19 protein-coding genes are annotated in these 21,631 nt (G+C 62.1%); 11 read left to right on the top strand and 8 right to left on the bottom strand.

Annotation, left to right across the window (positions count from 1 at the left end; translation table 11 throughout):
• Positions 1-11 precede the first annotated feature (11 nt).
• Both FBY12_RS17225 and FBY12_RS17220 read left to right on the top strand, forming a co-directional pair.
• On the top strand, positions 12-1,208 hold the full coding sequence (locus FBY12_RS17225) for a DUF3142 domain-containing protein (protein ID WP_145254261.1): 1,197 nt from the start codon (positions 12-14) through the stop codon (positions 1,206-1,208).
• Entirely contained in the window at positions 1,195-3,327 is a 2,133-nt protein-coding gene (locus tag FBY12_RS17220; RefSeq protein ID WP_145254258.1) for a hypothetical protein, read from the top strand. The genes FBY12_RS17225 and FBY12_RS17220 overlap by 14 nt, the downstream gene beginning before the upstream one ends.
• A 3-nt stretch (positions 3,328-3,330) precedes the next feature.
• On the opposite strand, the gene FBY12_RS17215 is transcribed toward FBY12_RS17220, so the two are convergent.
• The gene (locus FBY12_RS17215) at positions 3,331-3,960 is read right to left on the bottom strand and encodes a LysE family translocator (protein WP_121732405.1); all 630 of its coding nucleotides are present in this window, start codon (positions 3,958-3,960) and stop codon (positions 3,331-3,333) included.
• A gap of 145 nt (positions 3,961-4,105) precedes the next feature.
• On the opposite strand from FBY12_RS17215, the gene FBY12_RS17210 reads away from it, so the two are divergent.
• Positions 4,106-4,579 (top strand): Lrp/AsnC family transcriptional regulator, encoded by a 474-nt coding sequence (locus tag FBY12_RS17210; protein WP_121732404.1) that lies wholly within the window; start codon positions 4,106-4,108, stop codon positions 4,577-4,579.
• Positions 4,580-4,676: 97 nt separating this feature from the next.
• On the opposite strand, the gene lpdA is transcribed toward FBY12_RS17210, so the two are convergent.
• The gene (gene lpdA / locus FBY12_RS17205; RefSeq protein ID WP_145254255.1) at positions 4,677-6,077 is read right to left on the bottom strand and encodes a dihydrolipoyl dehydrogenase; all 1,401 of its coding nucleotides are present in this window, start codon (positions 6,075-6,077) and stop codon (positions 4,677-4,679) included.
• A gap of 221 nt (positions 6,078-6,298) precedes the next feature.
• On the opposite strand from lpdA, the gene FBY12_RS17200 reads away from it, so the two are divergent.
• The 5 genes from FBY12_RS17200 (at position 6,299) to cfaB (ending at position 13,716) form a co-directional block, all read left to right on the top strand.
• Positions 6,299-8,266 carry an SPFH domain-containing protein gene (locus FBY12_RS17200; RefSeq protein WP_145254252.1) on the top strand — a complete coding sequence of 656 codons (1,968 nt, stop codon included), beginning with the start codon at positions 6,299-6,301 and terminating at the stop codon, positions 8,264-8,266.
• Positions 8,263-9,303 carry a protease modulator HflC gene (hflC, locus tag FBY12_RS17195; protein ID WP_145254249.1) on the top strand — a complete coding sequence of 347 codons (1,041 nt, stop codon included), beginning with the start codon at positions 8,263-8,265 and terminating at the stop codon, positions 9,301-9,303. Before FBY12_RS17200 ends, hflC begins: the two co-directional genes overlap by 4 nt.
• Positions 9,300-10,358: a protease modulator HflK gene (gene hflK / locus FBY12_RS17190; RefSeq protein WP_145254246.1), complete on the top strand. Its 1,059-nt coding sequence runs from the start codon at positions 9,300-9,302 to the stop codon at positions 10,356-10,358. The genes hflC and hflK overlap by 4 nt, the downstream gene beginning before the upstream one ends.
• On the top strand, positions 10,355-12,268 hold the full coding sequence (locus FBY12_RS17185; protein ID WP_145254244.1) for a cation-translocating P-type ATPase: 1,914 nt from the start codon (positions 10,355-10,357) through the stop codon (positions 12,266-12,268). Before hflK ends, FBY12_RS17185 begins: the two co-directional genes overlap by 4 nt.
• Before the next feature lie 263 nt (positions 12,269-12,531).
• Positions 12,532-13,716, top strand: coding sequence for a C17 cyclopropane fatty acid synthase CfaB (gene cfaB, locus FBY12_RS17180; RefSeq protein ID WP_145254241.1), 1,185 nt, complete (start codon positions 12,532-12,534; stop codon positions 13,714-13,716).
• Positions 13,717-13,727: 11 nt separating this feature from the next.
• On the opposite strand, the gene cls is transcribed toward cfaB, so the two are convergent.
• Positions 13,728-15,167, bottom strand: coding sequence for a cardiolipin synthase (cls, locus tag FBY12_RS17175; protein ID WP_145254238.1), 1,440 nt, complete (start codon positions 15,165-15,167; stop codon positions 13,728-13,730).
• A 131-nt stretch (positions 15,168-15,298) separates the two neighbouring features.
• Here cls and FBY12_RS17170 point away from each other — a divergent pair, with 131 nt between their 5' ends.
• Positions 15,299-15,820, top strand: a complete 522-nt coding sequence (locus tag FBY12_RS17170; RefSeq protein WP_092275854.1) for a DUF3617 domain-containing protein — start codon at positions 15,299-15,301, stop codon at positions 15,818-15,820.
• A 100-nt stretch (positions 15,821-15,920) separates the two neighbouring features.
• Here FBY12_RS17170 and FBY12_RS17165 read toward each other — a convergent pair whose 3' ends face one another.
• From FBY12_RS17165 to folE2, 4 genes are read right to left on the bottom strand one after another with little or no spacing between them, the layout of a single operon-like run.
• Complete coding sequence (locus FBY12_RS17165) at positions 15,921-16,808, bottom strand: metal ABC transporter substrate-binding protein (protein WP_145254235.1); 888 nt, start codon at positions 16,806-16,808, stop codon at positions 15,921-15,923.
• A gap of 11 nt (positions 16,809-16,819) precedes the next feature.
• Positions 16,820-17,686 (bottom strand): metal ABC transporter permease, encoded by an 867-nt coding sequence (locus FBY12_RS17160; protein ID WP_145254232.1) that lies wholly within the window; start codon positions 17,684-17,686, stop codon positions 16,820-16,822.
• Complete coding sequence (locus FBY12_RS17155; protein WP_145254228.1) at positions 17,686-18,354, bottom strand: metal ABC transporter ATP-binding protein; 669 nt, start codon at positions 18,352-18,354, stop codon at positions 17,686-17,688. Before FBY12_RS17155 ends, FBY12_RS17160 begins: the two co-directional genes overlap by 1 nt.
• The gene (folE2, locus tag FBY12_RS17150; protein ID WP_145254225.1) at positions 18,351-19,247 is read right to left on the bottom strand and encodes a GTP cyclohydrolase FolE2; all 897 of its coding nucleotides are present in this window, start codon (positions 19,245-19,247) and stop codon (positions 18,351-18,353) included. The genes FBY12_RS17155 and folE2 overlap by 4 nt, the downstream gene beginning before the upstream one ends.
• A gap of 120 nt (positions 19,248-19,367) precedes the next feature.
• On the opposite strand from folE2, the gene zigA reads away from it, so the two are divergent.
• Positions 19,368-20,573: a zinc metallochaperone GTPase ZigA gene (zigA, locus tag FBY12_RS17145; protein ID WP_145254222.1), complete on the top strand. Its 1,206-nt coding sequence runs from the start codon at positions 19,368-19,370 to the stop codon at positions 20,571-20,573.
• Complete coding sequence (locus tag FBY12_RS17140) at positions 20,570-21,241, top strand: DUF1826 domain-containing protein (RefSeq protein ID WP_371927456.1); 672 nt, start codon at positions 20,570-20,572, stop codon at positions 21,239-21,241. The genes zigA and FBY12_RS17140 overlap by 4 nt, the downstream gene beginning before the upstream one ends.
• Here the strand turns inward: FBY12_RS17140 and FBY12_RS17135 are convergent.
• Positions 21,238-21,627, bottom strand: coding sequence for an NADH:ubiquinone oxidoreductase (locus FBY12_RS17135; RefSeq protein WP_371927455.1), 390 nt, complete (start codon positions 21,625-21,627; stop codon positions 21,238-21,240). The two genes, FBY12_RS17140 and FBY12_RS17135, sit on opposite strands and share 4 nt — an antisense overlap.
• Positions 21,628-21,631 lie beyond the last annotated feature (4 nt).

Here is a 21,631-nt window from a genome sequence, read left to right as displayed (position 1 = left end):
TCAGGGATTTCATGCGGTTTTTCGTTCGTCTCTCGGCCCTGTTGGCGGCTGCGTTGTTGCTCAATGCTTGTGAGCAACCCGTCGCGCCGCCGCTCGACCAACAACTCTACGTCTGGCAGCGCCAATGGACCCCGGCCCACGAAGCCGCGTTGCGTGACAGTCGCGCGGGTTTCTCGACGTTGCGGGTGTTGGCGCTGCAAGCCTTCCCGCAGGAAGGCTGGCGCCGGGCGCGGATTGATTCGGCGCTGCTCAAGCAGGATGGGCGGCCGCTGATTGCGGTGATTCGTCTGGATGGCCAGCTGCCGTCGCTGGATAAACAGCAGATCATCGGCCAGATCCAGCAAGTGCTCGCCGATTGGCAAACTCAAGGCTTGACCGTGAGCGGCGTCGAAATCGACCACGATGCCGGCAACGCGCGCCTGCCCGACTATCGAACCTTCCTCTCGCAATTGCGCGCCGAACTGCCGAGCGCATTACCGCTGAGCATCACCGCGCTGCCGGCCTGGCTCGGCAGCGCGCAACTGCCCGAGTTGCTCGCGAGCGTCGACAGCAGCGTGTTGCAGGTGCATGCGGTCAGCGATCCGCGTCGCGGCTTGTTCGACGCCAAACAGGCCAAACAATGGGCCGAGGCCTGGAGCCGCGTCACCACCAAACCTTTTTATCTGGCGTTGCCGGCGTATGGCGTGGCGTTGTTGCCGGGGGCCAGCGGTGCGCCAGTGGTCGAAAGCGAAGTGCCGGTCGAGCGCGTCGGCAAACGCCGGGAATTGCTCGCCGATCCGCTGCAACTGAGCCAGCTCGGCGCCGAATTGCGTGACGACCCGCCCGAGCATCTCGCCGGGCTGATCTGGTTTCGCCTGCCGCTGGTCGGTGATCGCCGCGCGTGGAGCCTGAGCACCTTGAATGCGGTCGCGCGCGGCGACGCGCTGCAAACGCGCCTGAGCCTGCAATTCGCCGAACAAAACGGCCTCTACGATATCGCCATCAGCAATAAGGGCAACCTCGACAGCCCATGGCCCGAGCGCCTGACGCTGGCGGTGAAAGACTGCGACGGCGCCGACGCGCTGGCCGGTTATGCATTGCAACAGACCCCGGATCTGCTTACCTTCACCCGCCTGCAGGAGGGTCGAATCGCGGCCGGTGGACAGCGCGCCATCGGTTGGGCACGCTGCGCACATATTGATCAAGGAGGTTCGCATGTTTACCCGTAACTGGCCGCGTCATCTGCTCTGCCTCAGCCTCGGTTTGCCGCTGGGCACCGCGCTGGCCTGCGGGCCGGACTTCCCGATGCGCTTGCTGGATAACCGTGGCCAGTCGCTGTCGGAGCTGCCCGAAGGCAACTTCGCCTTCGAAGTCAGCCGCCTCGGCCACGCCATCGCCGGACTGAAAAACGTCAGCGCCGCCAACACCGCGCCGAACTTCATCTACGAAGAAACACCGCCCGACACCGAGGCGCGCGACAAGGCTGAACAGGCCGGTTTGAGCGCCGAACAGCAAGCGCTGGTGAAGCAATTGCGCACTTTGACCGATGCCCGCCAAGTGGAAGAGCAGGGCGCGAGTCTGCCTGCCGAGCAACGTCTGTACCTGGCCGGCGCCGTCGCCTTCAACAACGGCGACCACGGGTTGGCCGCCGAGTATTTCCACAAAGTCCTGGCGCTGCCGGCCGAGCAACGCGCGTTACGCAGCACGTGGGCCGCTTACTCGCTGGGCCGCGCCTTGTTTGCCGCGCATGACGCGGCGGGCGCTGCGCCTGACCTGTTGGCGCAGGCGCAACAGGCATTCGCGCAGACTCGCCAATTGAGCATCGACGGTTTCAGCGATCCGCTGGAACTGGGCGTCGCCAGCCTCGGCGAAGAAGCGCGCGTGGTCATGACCGCCGGCGACTGGAACCGCGCCATCGAGTTGTACGCCACGCAAAACGTCCACGGTTCGGCGGTGGGCTATTCCTCGCTGAAACAATTGGTCGGTGAACTGGCGGCGATGCCGGAACCGCAAGTCGCCGCGTTGCTGCAGGGCAAAACCGTGCAGCAATTGGTCACCGCATCGTTGATCAGTCGGGTCGGCTGGTCATTTGGTGAGCAACCGGAGAACGAAAAGAAGCTGATCAAACTGCTGCAGAACAGCACACGCGGCAGCCTCGAAAATGCTGATCGCCTCGCCGCGCTGAATTATCAGCAGGGCGATTACGCCAGCGCCAAAGGGTTTGTCGAGCACGCCGGTGACGGCGGTCTGGCGTGGTGGGTGCGGGCCAAACTGGCGTTGCGCGAGGGCGACAAAACGGCGGCGACGGCGGCGTATGCCAAAGCTGCGCAAGCGTTCCCGGACAACGAATCCTGGGGCGCGCGGCAGACCCCGGACTGGGATTACGAAAGCCTCGAACCGAAATGCCGGGTCGAGGGTGAGAGCGCGATTCTTGCGTTGCAACGCGGCGATTATCTGCAAGCGTTCGATCAGCTCTACCGCAGCCAATCGATCTATTGGCTCGACGCCGCGACCGTCGCCGAGCGCGTGCTGACCGTCGATGAACTCAAGCAATACGTCGACAAGCAAGTGCCCGCACCGCCGCCGCGAACCCAGCAGGAACGCGACAACTACGTGCCGCTGCCGGTGGCCGCGAGTTTGCGCAATCTGCTCGGACGGCGCTTGTTGCGTGAGGAGCGCTTCGATGAAGCGGTCGCGTATTTCGACAATCCCGACCTGCAGAAAAAAGCCACGTTGTACGCGCAGCAGCGGCAATTGGCGGATTCGGCGTGGTGGCCGACCAAACGCGCGGCGGCACTGTTCAACGCGGCGTGGACGGCGCGCGAGTGGGGCATGGACATCCTCGGTTACGAGATGGCCCCGGATTACGCGACATTCGGCGGCAATTACAGCCTCGAAAGCACTGAGCTCAAGGTCGGTCCGCTAGTCGCTGAAGATGAATTGCAGCGCCAGCAAGCAAGCGCGGCGAAACCGGATCAGCGCTACCACTATCGTTTCCTCGCGACGTCGCTGGCCAACCGCGCGGCGGACAATCTGCCGCACACCAGCCAGGCGTTTGCGGCAGTGCTGTGCACCGCGGCGGGCTGGAATTCCAGTCTCGAAGATCAGAGCGCGCTGTATCAGCGTTACGTCAAGGAAGGGCCGTACGTGGTCTGGGCCGGTGACTTTGGCCACCAGTGCCCGTATCCCGACTTTGAAAACGCCAGCAAACGCTACGTGACTCAAGCCACGGATTCGGTGCGTTCAGCGCTGCGCCCGTACAAAACGCCGGTGCAGATCGGCGCGGTGGTGGTTGTGGTGGCCGGCGCGCTGTTGCTGATCAATCGCCGTCGGCGCACAACCCGCTAAAGCTCACGCCTGTTGCACAAAGGTCAGCCGCAACGCGAAGCCGATCAACAGGCTGCCAAACAGCCATTGCTGCACCCGTTGGGCCGAAGGACTGCGTTGCAGCCAACGGCCCAGCGCGGCGCCGACCAGTGCGTAAGCGCTGTCAAACAGCAAACCGACCGCCACCAGCGCCACGCCGAGCAGGGCGAACTGCGCGAGCACCGGCCCGCCGTGGGGATTGATGAACTGCGGCAGCAACACCGAGCAAAACAGCAAGGCTTTGGGGTTGAGCAGGTTGGTCAGCAAGCCGCGCTGGATCGATTCGCGCCAGCGCGGTTTTTCCAGGGTCGCCGCGGCAGTGTTCAGATTCGGCAGCATCGTCGTGCGCAAACATTGAATGCCGATCCACAGCAAGTACGCGGCACCGGCCAGCCGTACCACGTCAAACGTCCACGGCGCCGCTTTGAACAACGCCGCCAGCCCCAGCGCCGCCAACGCGACATGACAGCCGCGAGCAATGCCCAAACCAATCGCCGTGGCCAGCGCCGCGCCTCGGCCCTGACGTGCGCCGGTTTGCAGCAGCAGGATCATGTCCGGGCCGGGCAACAGAAACACCACCGCCAGCGCCATGAAAAACAGCCAAAGTCCCTGCATGTCGCACCCCGTTCGTTGTCGATTTGGTCACGCCAGTCTATGGCCGCGAGGCAGGGCAGGTGCTTGCGTAGTTGACTTCTAAACTCAGCGTGATTGGCATAACCTGCCACGCAACCATTCATTCACCATCAGGATCTGCCAAGCGATGAAACTCGATGCCTACGACCGCAAGATTCTCGCCGCCCTGCAACGCGACGGGCGCCTGAGCAATGTGCAATTGGCCGATGAGATCGGTTTGTCGGCGTCGCCGTGTTTGCGTCGGGTGCGGATGCTGGAGGAGGCGGGGGTGATTCGCGGCTATCAGGCGAATGTCGATCGCGATGAAGTCGGGCTCGGGTTGACGGTGTTTGTCGGGGTCAAAGTCGAGCGGCACAACGACGAACAGGCTGACGCGTTTCGCGAGGCGGTGACGGCGTTGCCGGAGGTGATTTCGGCGTTTCTGGTGTCGGGGGAATCGGACTTTCTGCTGCAAGTGGTGGTGCCGGACTTGCGCGCGTACGAGCGTTTTCTCACCGGACGCTTGCTCAAGTTGCCGGGGGTCAGCGACATCCGCAGCAACTTTGCGATCCATACCGTGAAAACCCCAGGCGCGCTGCCGCTGGGGCATTTACCTCAGTAGAACCGCGGCGCGGCCATCGCGAGCAGGCTCACTCCCACATTGAAATGCATTTCCATAGGCGCGAGCCTGCTCGCGATAGCGGTCGACCGGCCGGCATTTACATTTGCGTCGCCATCCCTTCGACATTCATCGCTGCCTGACGCAACGCTTCGGAGCGGGTCGGGTGCGGGTGGCAGGTCAGGGCGATGTCCTCGGCCGAGGCGCTGAATTCCATGGCCACGCAATACTCGCCGATCATTTCGCTGACGCTCGGGCCGACCAGATGCACGCCGAGGATTTCATCCGTACGCTCATCGGCCAGCACTTTGGCAAAACCTTCGGTTTCATGATTGATCTTCGCCCGGCTGTTGGCGGTAAAAGGGAACTTGCCGACCTTGTACGCGCGGCCCTCAGCCTTCAACTGTTCTTCGGTCTTGCCGACGCTGGCCAGCTCCGGTCGGGTGTAGATCACGTTCGGGATCAGGTTGTAATTGACCTCGCCAGCCTTGCCGACGATCTGCTCGACGCACGCCATCGCTTCGTCCTCAGCTTTGTGCGCGAGCATCGGCCCGGACGTCACGTCGCCAATCACCCAGACGCCTGCCGCTTCGGTGCGATGGCCCTGGTTGGCGAGCATGCCGCGCTTGTCGGTGGCGAGGCCGACGTTCTCCAGGCCCAGACCTTCGGTGAAAGGTCGGCGGCCGATGGCAACCAGCACGTAATCCGCTTCAAGCAATTCGGCGGTGCCGCCGGCAGCCGGTTCGACGCTCAGCTGCACGCCGTTCTCGGACGTGGTGGCGCTGGTGACTTTCGAACTCAACTTGAAGCTGATGCCTTGCTTACTCAGCGAACGCTGCAAGGTTTTGCCGGCCTCGGCATCGACGCCGGGGCAAATCCGCTCGAGGTATTCGACCACCGTCACCTGCGCGCCCAAGCGCCGCCAGACCGAGCCCAGTTCCAGGCCAATCACCCCGGCGCCGATCACCACCAAGTGTTTCGGCACCTCGCTCAACGACAGCGCGCCGGTGGAGTCGAGGATGCGCTGGTTATCGATGGCGACGCCGGGCAGGGGAGTGGGCTCGGAGCCGGTAGCGATGATGATGTCTTTGGCGCTCAGTTCGGTTTTGCCGCCGGCGCTGTCGGTAACCGTGACTTTGCCCGGCCCGTCGATATGGCCCCAGCCCTTGATCCAGTCGACTTTGTTTTTGCGAAAGAGAAACTCGATGCCCTTGGTCAGGCCGGTCACGCTTTCATCCTTCTGCTTCATCATCTGCGCGAGGTTGAGCGTCGGTTTGACCTCGATTCCGAGGTTGGCGAATTCCGCGCCCATGGCCGCGTCGTAGAGTTCGGAGGAGTGCAGCAAGGCTTTGGACGGCATGCAACCGACGTTCAGGCACGTGCCGCCGAGCGTCGCGCGGCCCTCGACGCACGCGGCTTTGAGGCCCAACTGGCCCGCGCGAATCGCCGCGTTATAACCGCCCGGGCCACCGCCCAGAATCACGACGTCATAGGTGCTCATGCTTGTACTCCTGAGTAGGGACCGGATGGTTAACCGTAGCTGCTGGTAAAAATTACGAGCGTAATATGAGCGTTTCGCGGTGTTTCGGTCAAGGCTTCAGCCAAGCGACAGGTCGGGCGGCTTAGATGCAGCGATTTACAACGGAAATTTCACTCGCTTCGTTATAAGGTAACGACGAGTAACAAGATGTGACGTCGGCAATCAATAAATTCTGGGGTGGTATGCAAGTCGATCTTGATGTCGATGAAACGCAGGTGGCGGGGTTGCCGCGCTTTCAGCAGGCGCAGTTTCAGCAGCGGCGCTTGCGTCAGTACGCGATAGCCCTGGGTGCGCTCGCAGCGATTGGGCTGGTGTTGGCGTTTTTCGTAGCGCTGTTTGCGCCGCAGTCGCTGTGGGGCGCGTTGCTGGTGAATCAAAGTGCCGGTTTGCTGGTGCTGATTGCCGGTTTGCAAGCGGCCGGATGGGTGACCGACTGGCGCGCGCGGGCATTGAATCCTGTGGTGGCGCTGCCGGTGGTTGCTGACGAAGAAGTGCCTGCGCCGCTGGGCTGGTATGAACGCTTGCTCGACCGCATCAGCCAGCGCTGGGTGCGCATGCTCGCGCAGATCGGCGCGCCGACGTTGTGGCTGGCCGGTTGGGCGTTGTTGACGTTGTACAGCATCGCGCAAGTCTGGAACCTGAGTCTGGCGCCGGCCACGCTAGGTGTGGCGGCCAGTGTCGGCGCGTCGTTGTCGTTGCTGCTGGCCTTCGGTTTGCTGGTGCTGGAACGCCAGTTCGCGCAGCAAAACGCCGCCGAATGGCCGGAAGCGAACGCGTTGGCGCAGCTCACGCGCGTGGCGATTATCGGTCTGGTGCTGAGCGCGTTGTGCCTGTTGTTCGCCAACCAGACCTCAGTGTGGCCAGTTCGTCTGGCGGTGTTGATCGGTGTGCTGCCGGGGTTGGTGGCAGCCGAATTGCTGCTGCGCGCCGTGCTGTCGCTGTTCAGTCCGCCGCGCGAGCAAGTCGAACCGACATTGCTCGCGCGCAGTTTCATCGCCGACCTGCTGCGCTGGCCGCCGCAACCGTTGCTGGCGTTGCAGCATGAATTGCACAACCGCTTCGGCATCGACCTGCGGCAGATCTGGGCTTTCACCTACATGCGCCGCGCTTTCCTGCCGGTGCTGGCGGTGGTGGCTGTCGTCGGTTGGGCGCTGACCGGTATTGACGAAATCCCGCTGCAGGGGCGCGGCATCTACGAGCGTTTCGGCAAACCGGTGCAAGTCTTCGGCCCGGGTTTGCACGCCGGTTTGCCGTGGCCGCTGGGTCGCGTGTTGCGCGTCGAGAACGGCGTGGTCCACGAGTTGGCCACCAGCGTCAGCGACGGAGGAGGGTTGCCGAGGACCGCCGAACCGGCAGAAGGTCCGCCGCCGGCAATTGCCAATCGCTTGTGGGACGCCAGCCACGTCAACGACAAATCCCAAGTCATCGCCAGCAGCCGCGCCGACAAGCAGAGCTTTCAAATCGTCAACATGGACGTGCGGTTCGTCTACCGCATCGGCCTAAGCGATCAAGCGGCGTTGGCCGCGACCTACAACAGCGCCGATGTACCAACGCTGATTCGCAGCACCGCGAGCCGGATTCTGGTGCACGACTTCGCCTCGCGAACCCTCGACGGTTTGCTCGGTGCCGACCGGATAGGGCTGGGCGACGAGATTGGCCGCGCGGTGCAAGCCGACTTGCAGAAGCTCGACAGCGGCGTGGAGATTCTCGCGACCGTGGTCGAAGCGATTCACCCACCGGCCGGCGCAGCCAATGCCTATCACGCCGTGCAAGCGGCGCAGATTGGCGCGCAAGCCTTGATCGCGCGTGAGCGTGGCGCGGCGGCGCAGGCGACCAATCAGGCGCAATTGCAGGCCAGCGTTGCCCGCGACCAAGCGACCGCCACTGCGCGCGAAATCAACGCCACGGCGCAGGCCTCGGACTTGCGTTTCAGCGCCGAGCGCAAGGCCTACGCCAGTGCCGGCCAGGCGTTTGTGCTCGAACAGTATCTGAGCCAATTGAGCCAAGGCCTGGTCAACGCCAATCTGCTGATCCTCGATCATCGCCTCGGCGGCAGCAGCAATGCGCCGACCATCGACCTGCGAACCTTCACGCTGCCGGCCGACCCTGCGTCGCCGCGTAACCCCGCTCAGCCAGGAGCCACCCATTGAGCCAGCCGCATAATCACCCTCACGACGATCACGCTGGGCACAGCCATGGCCATGGCGGCCACCATCACGGGCATCACCATCACCACCACGGTGATGCGCAAGCGGCCGGGCCATTTCCGTGGCGGCGCATGGCTTGGGCGGCGCTGCTGGTGGCGTTTGCCATTGCGGCGGCGAGCCTGGTGCAAGTGCGTTCCGGCGAGGCCACGGTAATCACCCGTTTCGGCAATCCATCACGGGTGCTGCTGGAACCGGGACTCGGTTGGCGTTGGCCGGCGCCGTTCGAAGCGGCGATTCCGGTGGACTTGCGCCTGCGCACCACGTCCAGCGGTTTGCAGGATGTCGGCACGCGCGACGGTTTGCGCATCATCGTCCAGGCTTACGTGGCGTGGCAGGTTCAGGGTGATCCGGACAATGTGCAGCGCTTCATGCGTGCGGTGCAGAACCAGCCGGATGAAGCGGCGCGGCAGATTCGCACCTTCGTCGGCTCGGCGCTGGAAACCACCGCCAGCAGTTTTGACTTGGCCAACCTGGTGAACACCGACGCCAATCAAGTGCACATCGCCGATTTTGAAGCGCAACTGCGCCAGCAAATCGATCAGCAGTTGCTCACCACTTATGGAGTGCGCGTGCTGCAAGTCGGCATCGAGCGGCTGACGTTACCCTCGGTGACGCTCACCGCCACGGTCGATCGCATGCGCGCCGAGCGTGAAACAATCGCCACCGAACGCACGGCGATCGGCAAACGCGAAGCCGCGCAAATCCGCTCCGCCGCCGAGCGCGATGCGCGGGTGGTGCAAGCTGATGCCATGGTCAAAGCGGCGGACATCGAAGCGCAATCCCGGGTCGAAGCGGCGCAGATTTACGGCCGCGCTTATGCCGGATCGCCGCAGCTCTACAATTTGCTGCGTTCGCTCGACACCTTGGGCACGATTGTTTCGCCCGGGACCAAATTGATTTTGCGCACGGATGCAGCGCCATTTCGCGTGTTGGTGGACGGGCCGCCGAGCCTCGACAACAAGTCCGGGTCGCAGCCATGAAATTAGTTCCACGTGGAACACATGAGATAAACAGCCCTTGGATTCAGGCCGGACGCTTGGCTTTTTTGGCGTTGTACGCGGTGACTATCCTGGCTGCGCTGGTCTGGGCGTTTTCGAATGTGCGGCAGATTGATCCACAAAATCGCGCGGTGGTTTTGCACTTCGGCGCGCTGGATCGCATTCAAAATGCCGGGCTGTTGCTGGCGTGGCCGAGTCCTTTTGAGCAGGTGATTTTGTTGCCAGCGGCGGATCGGGTGATCGAGCGCCGCGTCGAAAATCTGCTGCGTAGCGATGTCGCATTGCAGGCGGATCGTGTCGCGACGTTTGCCACGCCGCTCAGCGATGCACTCGCCGGGTCTGGTTATTTGCTGACCGGTGACGCCGGAGTCGTGCAACTCGATGTGCGGGTTTTTTACAAAGTCACCGAGCCTTACGCGTTCGTACTTCAGGGCGAACACGTGCTGCCGGCGCTGGATCGGCTAGTCACGCGCAGTGCCGTGGCGCTGACTGCCGCACGCGATCTCGACACGATTCTGGTCGCCCGACCTGAGCTGATCGGCGCCGACAACAAAGCCGCCGAACGCCGCGAACGCCTGCGCGGTGATCTGGTGCAAAGCATCAATCAGCGACTGGCCGAACTGGCGGCGACGGGGCAGGGCATCGGCATCGAAGTCGCCCGCGTCGACGTGCAATCGAGCTTGCCCGGCCCGGCAGTCGCTGCTTTCAACGCCGTGCTCACCGCCAGTCAACAGGCCGACAAAGCCGTGGCCAATGCGCGCACCGAGGCCGAAAAAACCACCCAGATCGCCAACGAGCAAGCCGACCGCGCGTTGCAAGTGGCGCACGCGCAAGCCAGTGAACGACTGGCCGATGCTTCGGCCGCCACCGCTACGGTGCTGAGCCTGAGCAAAGCGCAGCAACAGGGCACCGACCCGCAAATGCTCCTGCGCCTCTATCGCGAGCGCATGCCGAAGATCCTCGGCCAGGCCGGTTCGGTGACCACGGTCGATCCGAAAGACGATTCCCGCCTGATCATTCAGGGAGCCACACAATGACCACCCCCGCGCATATCGCGTCCGAACCAAGCCTGTTGTCCTCGGCCGAACAACGCAGCGCCGCTCGCCAACTGACCCTCGCGATGCTCGCACTTGGCTTGCTCGCGCTCGGTCTGATCTGGCGTTGGCTGTCGCCGGAGCAAACCGGGGTCAGCCAATTGCTGCTCGGTTTTGCTTCGTTATTGGTCGCGGTGCCGGTGATGCGCTCGGCGTGGTACAGCCTGCGCTACCCAAGTTTGCACGGCATTACCGATCAACTGATTGCGTTGGCAATGCTCGGCGCCTGGGCTACTGGCGATCTGCTCACCGCCGCGTTGCTGCCGATCATCATGATCTTCGGCCACGTATTGGAGGAGCGCAGCGTCATCGGTTCGCAAGAAGCGATCCACGCTTTGGGCAAACTCACCCGCAGCCACGCGCGCATGGTGCAGGCGGACGGCGCGATCATTGAAGTCGACAACGGCACGCTCCAGGCTGGCGATATTGTCGAAGTGCGCGCCGGCGATCGGGTGCCGGCGGATGGCCGCGTGTTGTCCGGTCAGGCCAGCCTCGACACCGCGTCGATTACCGGCGAGTCGGTGCCGCTGGAAGTGGCGGCCGGCATGAGCGTATTTGGCGGCGCGATCAACCTCGACGGTTTGCTACGGATTGAAGTGACGCGCACCGGCAACGAATCGACCCTCGGCAAGGTCATCGCGCTGATGCAGAGCGCCGAGCGTTCCAAGCCGCCGATCACTCGTTTGCTCGAGCGTTACGCCGGCAGCTACATGGTGTTGGTGCTGTTGCGGGCGGCGGTGACGTGGTTCGTCACCAACGATGCGCAAGCGATGCTCGCGGTGTTGGTCGCCGCTTGCCCGTGCGCGCTGGTATTGTCGGCGCCGGCCACGGCGATTGCCGGGGTGGCGGTCGCGGCGCGTCACGGCATCCTGATTCGCAGCTCGGCGTTCCTCGAAGAACTGGCGGACCTGACCTCACTGGTGGTGGATAAAACCGGCACGTTGACCTTCGGCACCTTGCGCCTGCAATCAATCGACAGTCCGTTGGAGGATCGCAGCCTCGTGCTGAAACTGGCCGCCAGCCTCGGTTCGGCGAGCAGCCATCCGGTCAGTCGCGCGTTGGCCAGTCTGGCTACGCCAGAGCACCTTCTGCCGCTGTCGGACATTCACGAACGCCAGGGCTTGGGCGTCGTTGCAATGACCGAGCAGGGCGAAGCGGCGCTCGGGCGTCCGGAGTTGTTTGCGCAATTGGGCATCGTCACTTCGGCGATTCCCGAGCACGACGGTCCGATTGCCGGACTCGCGCTGAACGGCGAATTCCTCGCGTGGCTATTGCTCGCGGACACGCTCAAACCGGAAGCGCATTTTGCGTTGCAGGAATTGCGCGAACTCGGACTGGGCCGGCAATTGCTGCTGACCGGTGACCGGCAAAGTGTCGCGCAGACGTTGGCGCGTGACGTCGGGATCAGCGATGTTGAGGCGCAAGCCTTGCCGGAAGACAAACTCAATCGGGTGATGGCGGAAATCGGCAACGGCTTTCGGCCGATGGTGGTCGGCGATGGCATCAACGATTCACTGGCACTGAAGGCCGGCGTGGTGGGGGTTGCGATGGGCGCGGGTGGTGCGGACATTGCGCTGGCGTCGGCGGACATCGTGTTGATCGGCAGCGACTTGCGCCGACTCGGCACCTGCGTGCGCTTGAGTCGCCAGTGTCGGCAGACATTGCAGGTCAACGTGATCATCGGCCTCGGCTGGACCTTGGCGATTGTCGCGTTTGCCGCATTCGGCTGGCTCGGCGCGGCGGGGGCGATGATCGCCGCGTTGCTGCACAACTTCAGTACTTTGCTGGTGCTGGGTAACGCCGGACGGTTGCTGCGTTTTCAAGAGCCATTGTTGAAGCTGAAAGATAAGTAATGAACGGCGCGCTGACTGGCGGATCAGCGGTTGGGCAATTTTCAGAACTGTCTTCCACATTCGAAGTCATCTGCTTGAGGGCCATCCGACGAGCGCTTGGTAGCTAAGGCCAAGTCCCTGCAGGAGCAAAGCTTGCTCGCGATCGGGCCAGCACATTCACCCGTGCGCCTACAGTCATAGAAAACGGCTATTTATCGATAGCCTGCTATTTTCTTAAGTTGGTCTACCCTCAGATCAGACGTCTGAAACAAGGGGGATTCTCCATGCTCGCGCAACTTCCACCGGCCTTACAGAATCTGCAATTACCGCTTCGCCTGCGACTCTGGGATGGCCATGAATTTAATCTGGGGCCGACGCCCAGCGTCACGATTGTGGTCAAGGACCCACAAATGGTTACCCAGTTCACCCACCCAAGCCTGGATGCGCTAGGCGCTGCGTTCGTCGAAGGCAAGCTTGAGCTGGAAGGCTCGATCAGCGACGTGATCCGCGTCTGCGATGAATGGAGCCAGGCGTTATTGGGCGATGCCGACAGTCAGCCGGTACGACTCGCCCACGACAAGGAAACCGACGCCAAGGCGATTTCCTACCACTACGACCTTTCCAACGCGTTTTACCAACTGTGGCTCGACAGCGACATGGCGTACTCCTGCGCCTATTTCGAGACCGGCAGCGAGTCGCTGGAACAGGCGCAGCAGGCCAAATTCCGCCACTTGTGTCGCAAGCTGCGGCTGCAACCGGGCGAATATCTGCTGGATGTCGGTTGCGGCTGGGGCGGTCTGGCGCGTTACGCGGCGCGTGAATGTGGCGCGAAAGTGTTCGGCATTACCCTGAGCAAGGAGCAATTGGCCTTGGCCCGTGAGCGAGTCAAAGAGGAAGGGCTGGAAGATCAGGTCGAACTGCAACTGCTCGACTATCGCGATTTGCCGCAGGACGGGCGTTTCGACAAAGTGGTCAGCGTCGGCATGTTTGAACACGTCGGCCATGCCAACCTCGCCGAGTACTGCAAAATTCTTTTCGGCGCAGTGAAGGAGGGCGGTCTGGTGATGAACCACGGCATCACCGCCAAACACACTGACGGCCGGCCGGTGGGACGCGGCGCCGGGGATTTCATCGAGAAGTACGTGTTCCCCAACGGTGAGCTGCCGCACTTGTCGATGATTTCTGCCGAGATCAGCGAAGCCGGATTAGAGATTGTCGACGTCGAGAGCCTGCGCCTGCATTACGCGCGCACGCTTGATCACTGGAGCGAACGCCTCGAAGACAATCTGGAAACCGCCGCCAAAGAGGTGCCCGAGCAGGCGCTGCGCATCTGGCGGCTGTACCTGGCCGGTTGCGCCTACGCCTTCGCCAAAGGCTGGATCAACCTGCACCAGATTCTCGCGGTGAAGGCGCATCCGGACGGTAGCCACGAATTGCCCTGGACCCGCGACGACATCTACACGCCTTAGAGGATCACGCCTTAGAGGATCGGCGAAATAAGCCGGGCGACCCGCATGCCGACTTGCTGCAAGCGGTGGGTTTCCCGGCTTTCTTCCTTGGCGATTTCGTGGGACTGGGCGAAGTCATCATTAAGCATCTTCTCGACTTCGCCCGCGAACACGCTGTCGACGGTCAGCAGCATCACTTCGAAATTCAGCCGGAATGAACGGTTGTCCAGATTGGCGCTGCCGATGGCGCTGATTTCGCTGTCGATCAACACCACTTTCTGATGCATGAAACCGGGTTCGTAACGGAACACTCGCACGCCGGCGCGCACCGCTTCGAAAGCGTAGAGACTGGACGCGGCGTAAACGATGCGGTGATCCGGACGCGACGGCAGCAGCAGCCGCACATCGACACCGCGCAACACGGCCAGGCGCAGCGCCGCAAACACGGCTTCGTCGGGAATGAAATAAGGGCTGGTGATCCACACACGTTCGGTGGCTGCGTGAATCGCTTCGACGAAGAACAGTGAACAGGTTTCGTAGGAATCTGCCGGGCCGCTGGCGAGCAACTGGCAGAGCACGCCGTCGTCCGGGTAAACGTCCGGCAGGATCAGCGGCGGCAACGTGCGTGCGGCCCAGAACCAGTCCTCAGCGAACGACTCCTGCATGCACGCCACCACCGGGCCGCGCACTTGCACGTGGGTATCGCGCCACGGTGCCAGCGGTGGTTTTTCGCCGAGGTATTCGTCGCCGACGTTATGCCCGCCAACAAAACCGAGGACGCCATCGACCACGACGATCTTGCGGTGGTTGCGGAAATTCACCTGGAAGCGATTGAGCCAGCCGCTGCGCGTGGCAAACGCTTTGACCTCGACCCCGGCATCTCGTAACGGTTGGACATAACTGTGCGGCAACGAGTGGCTGCCGATGCGGTCGTAAAGCAAGTAAACCGCCACGCCTTCACTGGCCTTTTTCAGCAGCAGGTTGTGCAGGCGCTGGCCGAGGCGGTCGTCGTGGATGATGAAAAACTGCACCAGCACCGCTTCCTTGGCGTTGCTGATGGCGGCGAAGATCGCTTCGAACGTGGCAGTGCCGTCGATCAACAGGTGCACTTCGTTGTTCGCCAGGCACGGCATGCGCCCCAGTTTCGGCATCGCCCTCAGCGAGGCGTAGGCACTGGACGCGCGGGCGGTCAGGGCTTCTTCGACCCAGGGTCGCCAGTTCAGCTCGGAAATCGCTTTGCGCATTTCTTCGTTGGCCTGACGTCGGGCCTGAATGTAGCCGTCGAACGTGCTGCGGCCGAACACCAGATAAGGGATAAGCGTGAGGTAGGGAATGAACAGCAGCGACAGCGCCCAGGCAATCGAGCCTTGGGCGGTGCGCACGGTCAACACGGCGTGGATGGCGGCAATCAGGCCCAGCGTGTGCAACAAGGCGATCAGGTAACCGAAAACGTGCGGTCCAAAATAATCCATGAGGCAACCTTGCTCCTGAAGATTCAATACGTAAAAGACCATGTTCCGTGCAGAATGTCGCTATTTAATTGGGCCATGAACCGAAGCCTGGAGCTGACGTCTAACGGCCACTAATGATCAGGAGTTACTCGATGAATGTTCGTCTGTTGGGTGTGGCCATGGCCCTCGGTTTGTCCCTTCCGGTTGCCGCGCAGGCGCAGATGCTGCAGCCGGGTCTGTGGGAATTGACCACGAGCAACATGAAAGTCGATAACCAGAACCTGCCGGACCTGCAACTGATCCTAGGCCAGTTGCAAGGCCAGATGACGCCGCAGCAGCGCGCGCAGTTGGAGAAGCAGGGCATCAACATTGGCGGCAAGGGCGTTCGTGCCTGCCTGACGCAGGAGCAAGTGGCGACGGACAACATTCCGCTGACCGACCCGGCGTCGGGCTGCAAACAGGAAATCACTGATCGCACCGGCAATCAGTGGAAATTCAAGTTCAGCTGCCCGAAAGCGCAAGGTGCCGGCGTCGCGACGTTCCTCAGTGATCGTGAGTTCACCACCAAGGTCAGTGGCACGTTCAACGCCACGGGTATCCAGCAGCAGGGCAGCCTGGACAGCCGCGCGGTCTGGCTGGGCAAGGATTGCGGCACGGTCAAGCCGCGCGCATAAAAGCTTCGCGGGCAAGCCTCGCTCCTACGGATATTACCGTCCGTAGGAGCGAGGCTTGCCCGCGAAGACGTCCTCTAAAACACCACCCACTCAGGTCCGATCACGGTTTACTCAACGCCTCGTACAGGGTGTTGAGGTTGTATTCGAACAGCCCGGCGAAGGTGCTGGCCGGGCCGCTGGCGGCGAGCGCATCGGAGTACAACGTGCCGCCAATCTTCGCGCCGCTTTCATCGGCAATCTGCTTGAGCAGCCGCGCATCCTTGATGTTCTCCATGAACAGCGCTTTGACCTTGGCCTGACGGATCTGCGTGATCAACGCCGCGACTTCCGCCGCCGACGGGTCGCGCTCGGTCGACAAACCCTGCGGCGCCATGAACTCGATGCCGTAGGCTTGGCCGAGATAACCAAACGCATCGTGTGACGTGACAATCTTGCGGTTGCCCGGCGGCAGCGAACCGAGCTTGTTTTTGGCCTCGGCGAGCAGGGCGTAGATCTGTTTCAGGTAAGCCTGGCTGTTGCGTTGGTAGTCGGCGCGGTTTGCCGGGTCGGCGGCAATCAGCGCTTTGGTGATGTTGGCGATGTACAGCTCGCTGTTCGCCAGGTTGTGCCAGGCGTGCGGGTCGGGCACGGTTTCGCCATCCTCATCCAGCGAGCGCGGAATCACCCCGTGGCTCGCGCTGATCACCGGCGCGGTGGTCTCGGTGCTGGTCACCAGACGATCCAGCCATGGCTCGAAACCGAGGCCGTTCTTGATGATCAGTTTGGCGTTGAGCAGCGCTTTGGCGTCGTCCGGCGTCGGCTCGTAAGTGTGCGCATCGGCGTCCGCGCCGACCATGTTGCTGATCTGGATATGTTCGCCGCCGACCTGCTGCGTCATGTCGGCGAGGATGCTGAAGCTGGTGACGACCTGGAGTTTTTCCGCCGCCGCCGCCAACGCGGATATCGACATCGACAGCAGCAAACTGAACAGCACGAGTACAACGCGCATCGGGAAACACCTCATTGGGATGTGAGCAAGGGCGGGCGGCGCAACAAGCCGTGCACCGGCCCGAACACCACGGACAACAGATACAACGCGCCCGCCATCAACACGATGGCCGGGCCGCTGGGCAGCGAGCAATAGAACGACAGCAGCAAACCGAGCCACACCGAGAGGCAGCCGAGCAGCGCGGCGATGGCCATCAGCACTGGCAATCGACGGCTCCAGAATCGCGCAGCGGCGGCCGGCAACATCATTAAACCGACCACCATCAACGCGCCGATGGCCTGGAAACCGATCACCAGATTCAGCACCACCAACGTCAGGAATACGCCGTGCGCGAGCGGCCCGAGACGGCTGACGGTTTGCAGAAACAGTGGGTCGAGGGTGTCCAGCAGCAGCGGTCGATAGATCAGCGCCATGGCGATCAGACTGAAACCGGAGACCCACAACATGCCGCTGAGCGTCGGGCCGTCGACCGCCAATGCCGAGCCGAATAACAGGTGTAACAGGTCCAGGCGTTTGCCGGCGATGCCGAGGATCAGCACGCCGCTGGCGAGGGAAATCGGGTAGATCGCGGCGAGGCTGGCGTCTTCGCGCAGGCCGGTGCGGCGGGTGATCCATGCGGCCAGTCCAGCCATGCTCAGGCCGGCGCCGAGACCACCGAGTGTCAGCGCCGGCAGGCTCAAACCGAAGAACCAGAAACCCAACGCGGCGCCGGGCAAGATGCCGTGAGCGACCGCGTCGCCGATCAGGCTCATGCGCCGCAGGATCAAAAACACCCCGAGCGGCGCCGTGCTGCACGCCAGCACCAGACCACCGAGCAACGCCCGGCGCATGAATACGAATTCGTGAAACGGTTGCCAAAGTTGTGCGGCGGCGATCATCAGGCCACCTGCGTTTGCGGTTGTTGGCGTATCAGTTCAGTGCTGAGCCCGAGGGTGCAGCCGCTGCTTTTGATCAGCAGGGTTTGGCTTATATGTTGGCGCACGGCGGCGAGGTCATGGCACACGATCAGCAAAGTTCGGCCGGCGGCGTGCCAGGCGTGGATGTGTTGCCACAGCAATTCCTGGCCGAGTTCATCGAGTGCGGCGTGGGGTTCGTCGAGCAACAGCAACGGTGCTTCGGCGAGACTTAAACGGGCGAGCAGGGCGCGCTGCAACTCGCCGCCGGACAGCGCCATGAGCGGGCGTTGCTCCAAGCCACTGAGGCACCAGTCGTGCAATACGCTTTCGAGTTTCTGCTTGCGCACTTGCGCTGATTGCTTGCTGCCCCAGAATCCTGCGGCGACCAACTCTTGCAGGCTGATCGGAAACTGCCGATCCAAGTGTTGCTGCTGTGGCAGAAAAGACAGGCCGCCCTGGCGTGGAACATCCAGCAGAATTTTCCCGGACAGTGGTTTTTGCAGACCGGCAATGACTTTGAGCAAGCTGCTTTTGCCCGAGCCATTGGCGCCAATCACAGCAGTGAGACCTCCGGCGGGCAGCGCGAAATCCACCGCAGGCGTCAGCGGTTGGCCGGGCGCGCCCCAGCGCAAGGATTGGCAGCGGATCATGCGGGCTGCCAATTGCAGTGGCTCTCGGCGACTGCATCGTGGGCGTGCAAGCTTTCCGCGTGGACCACGCGGATGTGAAATCCGTCGATGCCGGGCGAGCGTTTCAGCGCCAGATGCAAACGGCGCGCGGCGTCTTCGCAGAACATCAGGTTCTGCCCATTGGCCAATGCGAAGGCTTGTTCGTCGGCGCGTTTCACTGCGGTTTGCACAGCAGTGCCGAGTGCCGCTTCAGCGTCGTTGATCGCGGCAATCAGCGGCAAGTCTTCGACACAGTCCAGCAAACGTAAGCGCAATTGCGCGCTGCTGCGTTGACTGTGCGGGGTGGCGACGATGCCGCTCGTGGAGCCCAGCCATGTCAGGACGTCAGCGTGATTGAGCGATTTGTTGGCGAAATCATCGACGAATTGCGCCTGGATCAGTTGCCGGGATAGCGCTGCCGAGCAGGGGCATGTCGAGGAATAAGCCAAGTCGATTTTTAGTTCCACGTGGAACATATCGTTTTCTAAACGTGCATCGATGCTGAGGGGATAGCTTTTCCAGCCCGCTAACGGACTGATCAGCGCCGGGCGTTTGACCAGCAAATCAGCGTGAATTTTCAGATAAGCGCTGGATGACAAACCTTGATGGCTGTCGAGGAAATGTTGCAAAACCCGGCGCAGTAATGCTGGTGTGAGGTTTTCCCGTTCGAGCATTTCCAGGGCCAGATACAGCCGCGACATGTGAATGCCGCGCGCTTCGCCGTCATCAAGACTGACGCCGGCATCCGCTCTCGCGTTCAAGCGTTGGCCGTCAATCAGGATCGGCAAGGCAATGCCGCACATGCCCACCCACTCAAGTGGCAGGGCTTGGCGTGAGGCCTGCGTGGCGATATCCGGCAGAGTCAGCGCATTCATCAGCAGGTCCATCGTGAAGTTTGGTTTTGCATGTTATGTTATTACATTAAAACCAACCAAGGCTTTTTTCGCGAGCGGGCATTCGACCCGTCGTTGGACCCAACCTGAGAGGAATACCTGATGCCCCATCGTCTCCCCGTGACCGTCCTGTCGGGCTTTCTCGGCGCCGGCAAAAGTACGCTGCTCAATTACGTACTGCGTAATCGCGAGAACCTGCGGGTCGCGGTGATCGTCAACGACATGAGCGAAATCAACATCGACGGCGGCGAAGTGCAACGCGATGTCAGCCTCAACCGCGCCGAAGAAAAACTGGTGGAAATGAGCAACGGCTGCATCTGCTGCACCCTGCGCGAGGACCTGCTGGAGGAGGTGAGCAAACTGGCGAAGGACGGTCGATTTGATTACTTGCTGATCGAATCCACCGGCATTTCCGAACCGTTGCCGGTGGCTGAAACGTTCACCTTCCGCGACGAGGCCGGGCAGAGCCTCGCCGACATCGCGCGGCTCGACACCATGGTCACCGTGGTCGACGGGATGAATTTTCTCCTCGACTATCAAGCCGCCGAAAGCCTCGCCTCGCGTGGCGAAACCTTGGGCGAGGAAGACGAGCGCTCGATCACCGACCTGCTGATCGAGCAGATCGAATTCGCCGACGTGATCCTGATCAGCAAGATCGACCTGATCAGCCGCCGTGAACGTGAAGAGCTGATGGCGGTCCTCGAACGGCTTAACGCTCAAGCGGAAATCATTCCCATGGTCATGGGCGAAATTGCGCTGGAGAAGATTCTCAACACCGGCCGTTTCGACTTCGAAAAAGCCGCGCAGGCACCGGGTTGGCTGCAGGAATTACGCGGCGAGCACGTGCCGGAAAGCGACGAATACGGCATCGCTTCGACGGCTTACCGCGCGCGCCGGCCGTTTCACCCGCAGCGTTTTTTCAGTTTCATCGATCGCCCGTGGGTCAACGGCAAACTCCTGCGTTCCAAGGGTTTTTTCTGGTTGGCGAGCAAGCACATGGACGCCGGCAGTTGGTCGCAGGCCGGCGGTTTGATGCGCCACGGTTTCGCCGGTCGCTGGTGGCGTTTTGTGCCGAAAAACCAATGGCCGCAGGATCAGGAAAGCACTGCCGCGATCATGCAGAACTGGACAGCGGGCAGCGGTGACTGCCGCCAGGAACTGGTGTTTATCGGGCAGAACATCGACTTCGCCCTGCTCAGCGCCGAACTCGACGGTTGCCTGCTGACCGACGACGAAATGGCCGAGGGCATCGAGGCCTGGCGCATGTTGCCCGACCCATTCGGCCCGTGGCACGAAGAGGCCGCATGATGCTCGCACTCACTCCTGTGGCGGCCAACCCGCTGGGCAAAACGTCCCCGCGCAAACCTCGTCAGCATCACGGAGCCAATCCCAAAGTTCTGACAAAAATCCTTCACGATGACGCCAATCTCGCGGTTTGGCAGCGCCAACTACCGCTGCACATCGGCGATTTCGCCCGTTTGCTGTTATCGCTGAACGAGCCGCTGGCCGAGTCGCTGGTCCTGGAAATACCCAGCGAGGACGCCGAACCCAACTTGCGCGGGCTGGCCTCGGGTTTCAGCGACCTTGAAGGCTACGAAGGTTTTATCGCCGACGTTTCGTGGCTGGTCAGCGCCTTCGCGTGTTTGCTCGGCGCCAAGCGCGTTGGCCTGCGTTTGCGCGCGTTGGACCAAGCCATGTGCCCGCGATTTCACGTCGATCATGTGCCGGTTCGGCTGATCACCACGTATGCGGGCGTCGGCAGCGAGTGGCTGAAAGAAGGCGCGATTGATCGTCGGCAACTGGGCAGTCCGCACGCCGAGCCGCAGGCGCCGATCCAGCACATCAACAGCGGCGACGTGGCGTTGCTCAAAGGTGAAAAGTGGCACGGTAACGAGGGTTTCGGGCTGATTCATCGCTCGCCGCAACTGGCGCCGGGTCAGCGCCGGTTGATTCTGACGCTCGACTGGCTGAGTTAGGGTTTGCGCCAGTTGCCTTGGCTCTGTGCCTCGCAGAACGGTTGTAAATACGCGGCGTCGGTGGCCACGCCGTAATAGTGAATATCCTGGCGGTAGGGCATATTGGCGACTTGCGCGTTGCTGCACACGCCGAACGCGCCGCTGGGGCATTGGTCGACGTACCGCACGTCGACTTTCTGCCCGGGCAAGTTCGGTTGGCAGAAGCCGTCGGCGAAGAGTTTTTCCGGGATGTTGCGGTTCTGCTGACAGACTTTGACGTCGAGCCGCTCCGCCGTGCTGTGCACCACACACGCCTGCGCCAGCGCCTCGCCGGACATCAGCGCCAAACCTAACGCCAACGCTAACTCCAATGCTGATGCTGACCACGCCAATCCCATCAACCGCATCCTT

Source organism: Pseudomonas sp. SJZ131 (genome assembly GCF_007828705.1).
GTDB classification, from domain to species: Bacteria; Pseudomonadota; Gammaproteobacteria; order Pseudomonadales; family Pseudomonadaceae; genus Aquipseudomonas; species Aquipseudomonas prosekii.
The sequence above is the reverse complement of the archived record's forward strand: the minus strand, read 5'-3'. Positions and strand labels throughout refer to the sequence as shown.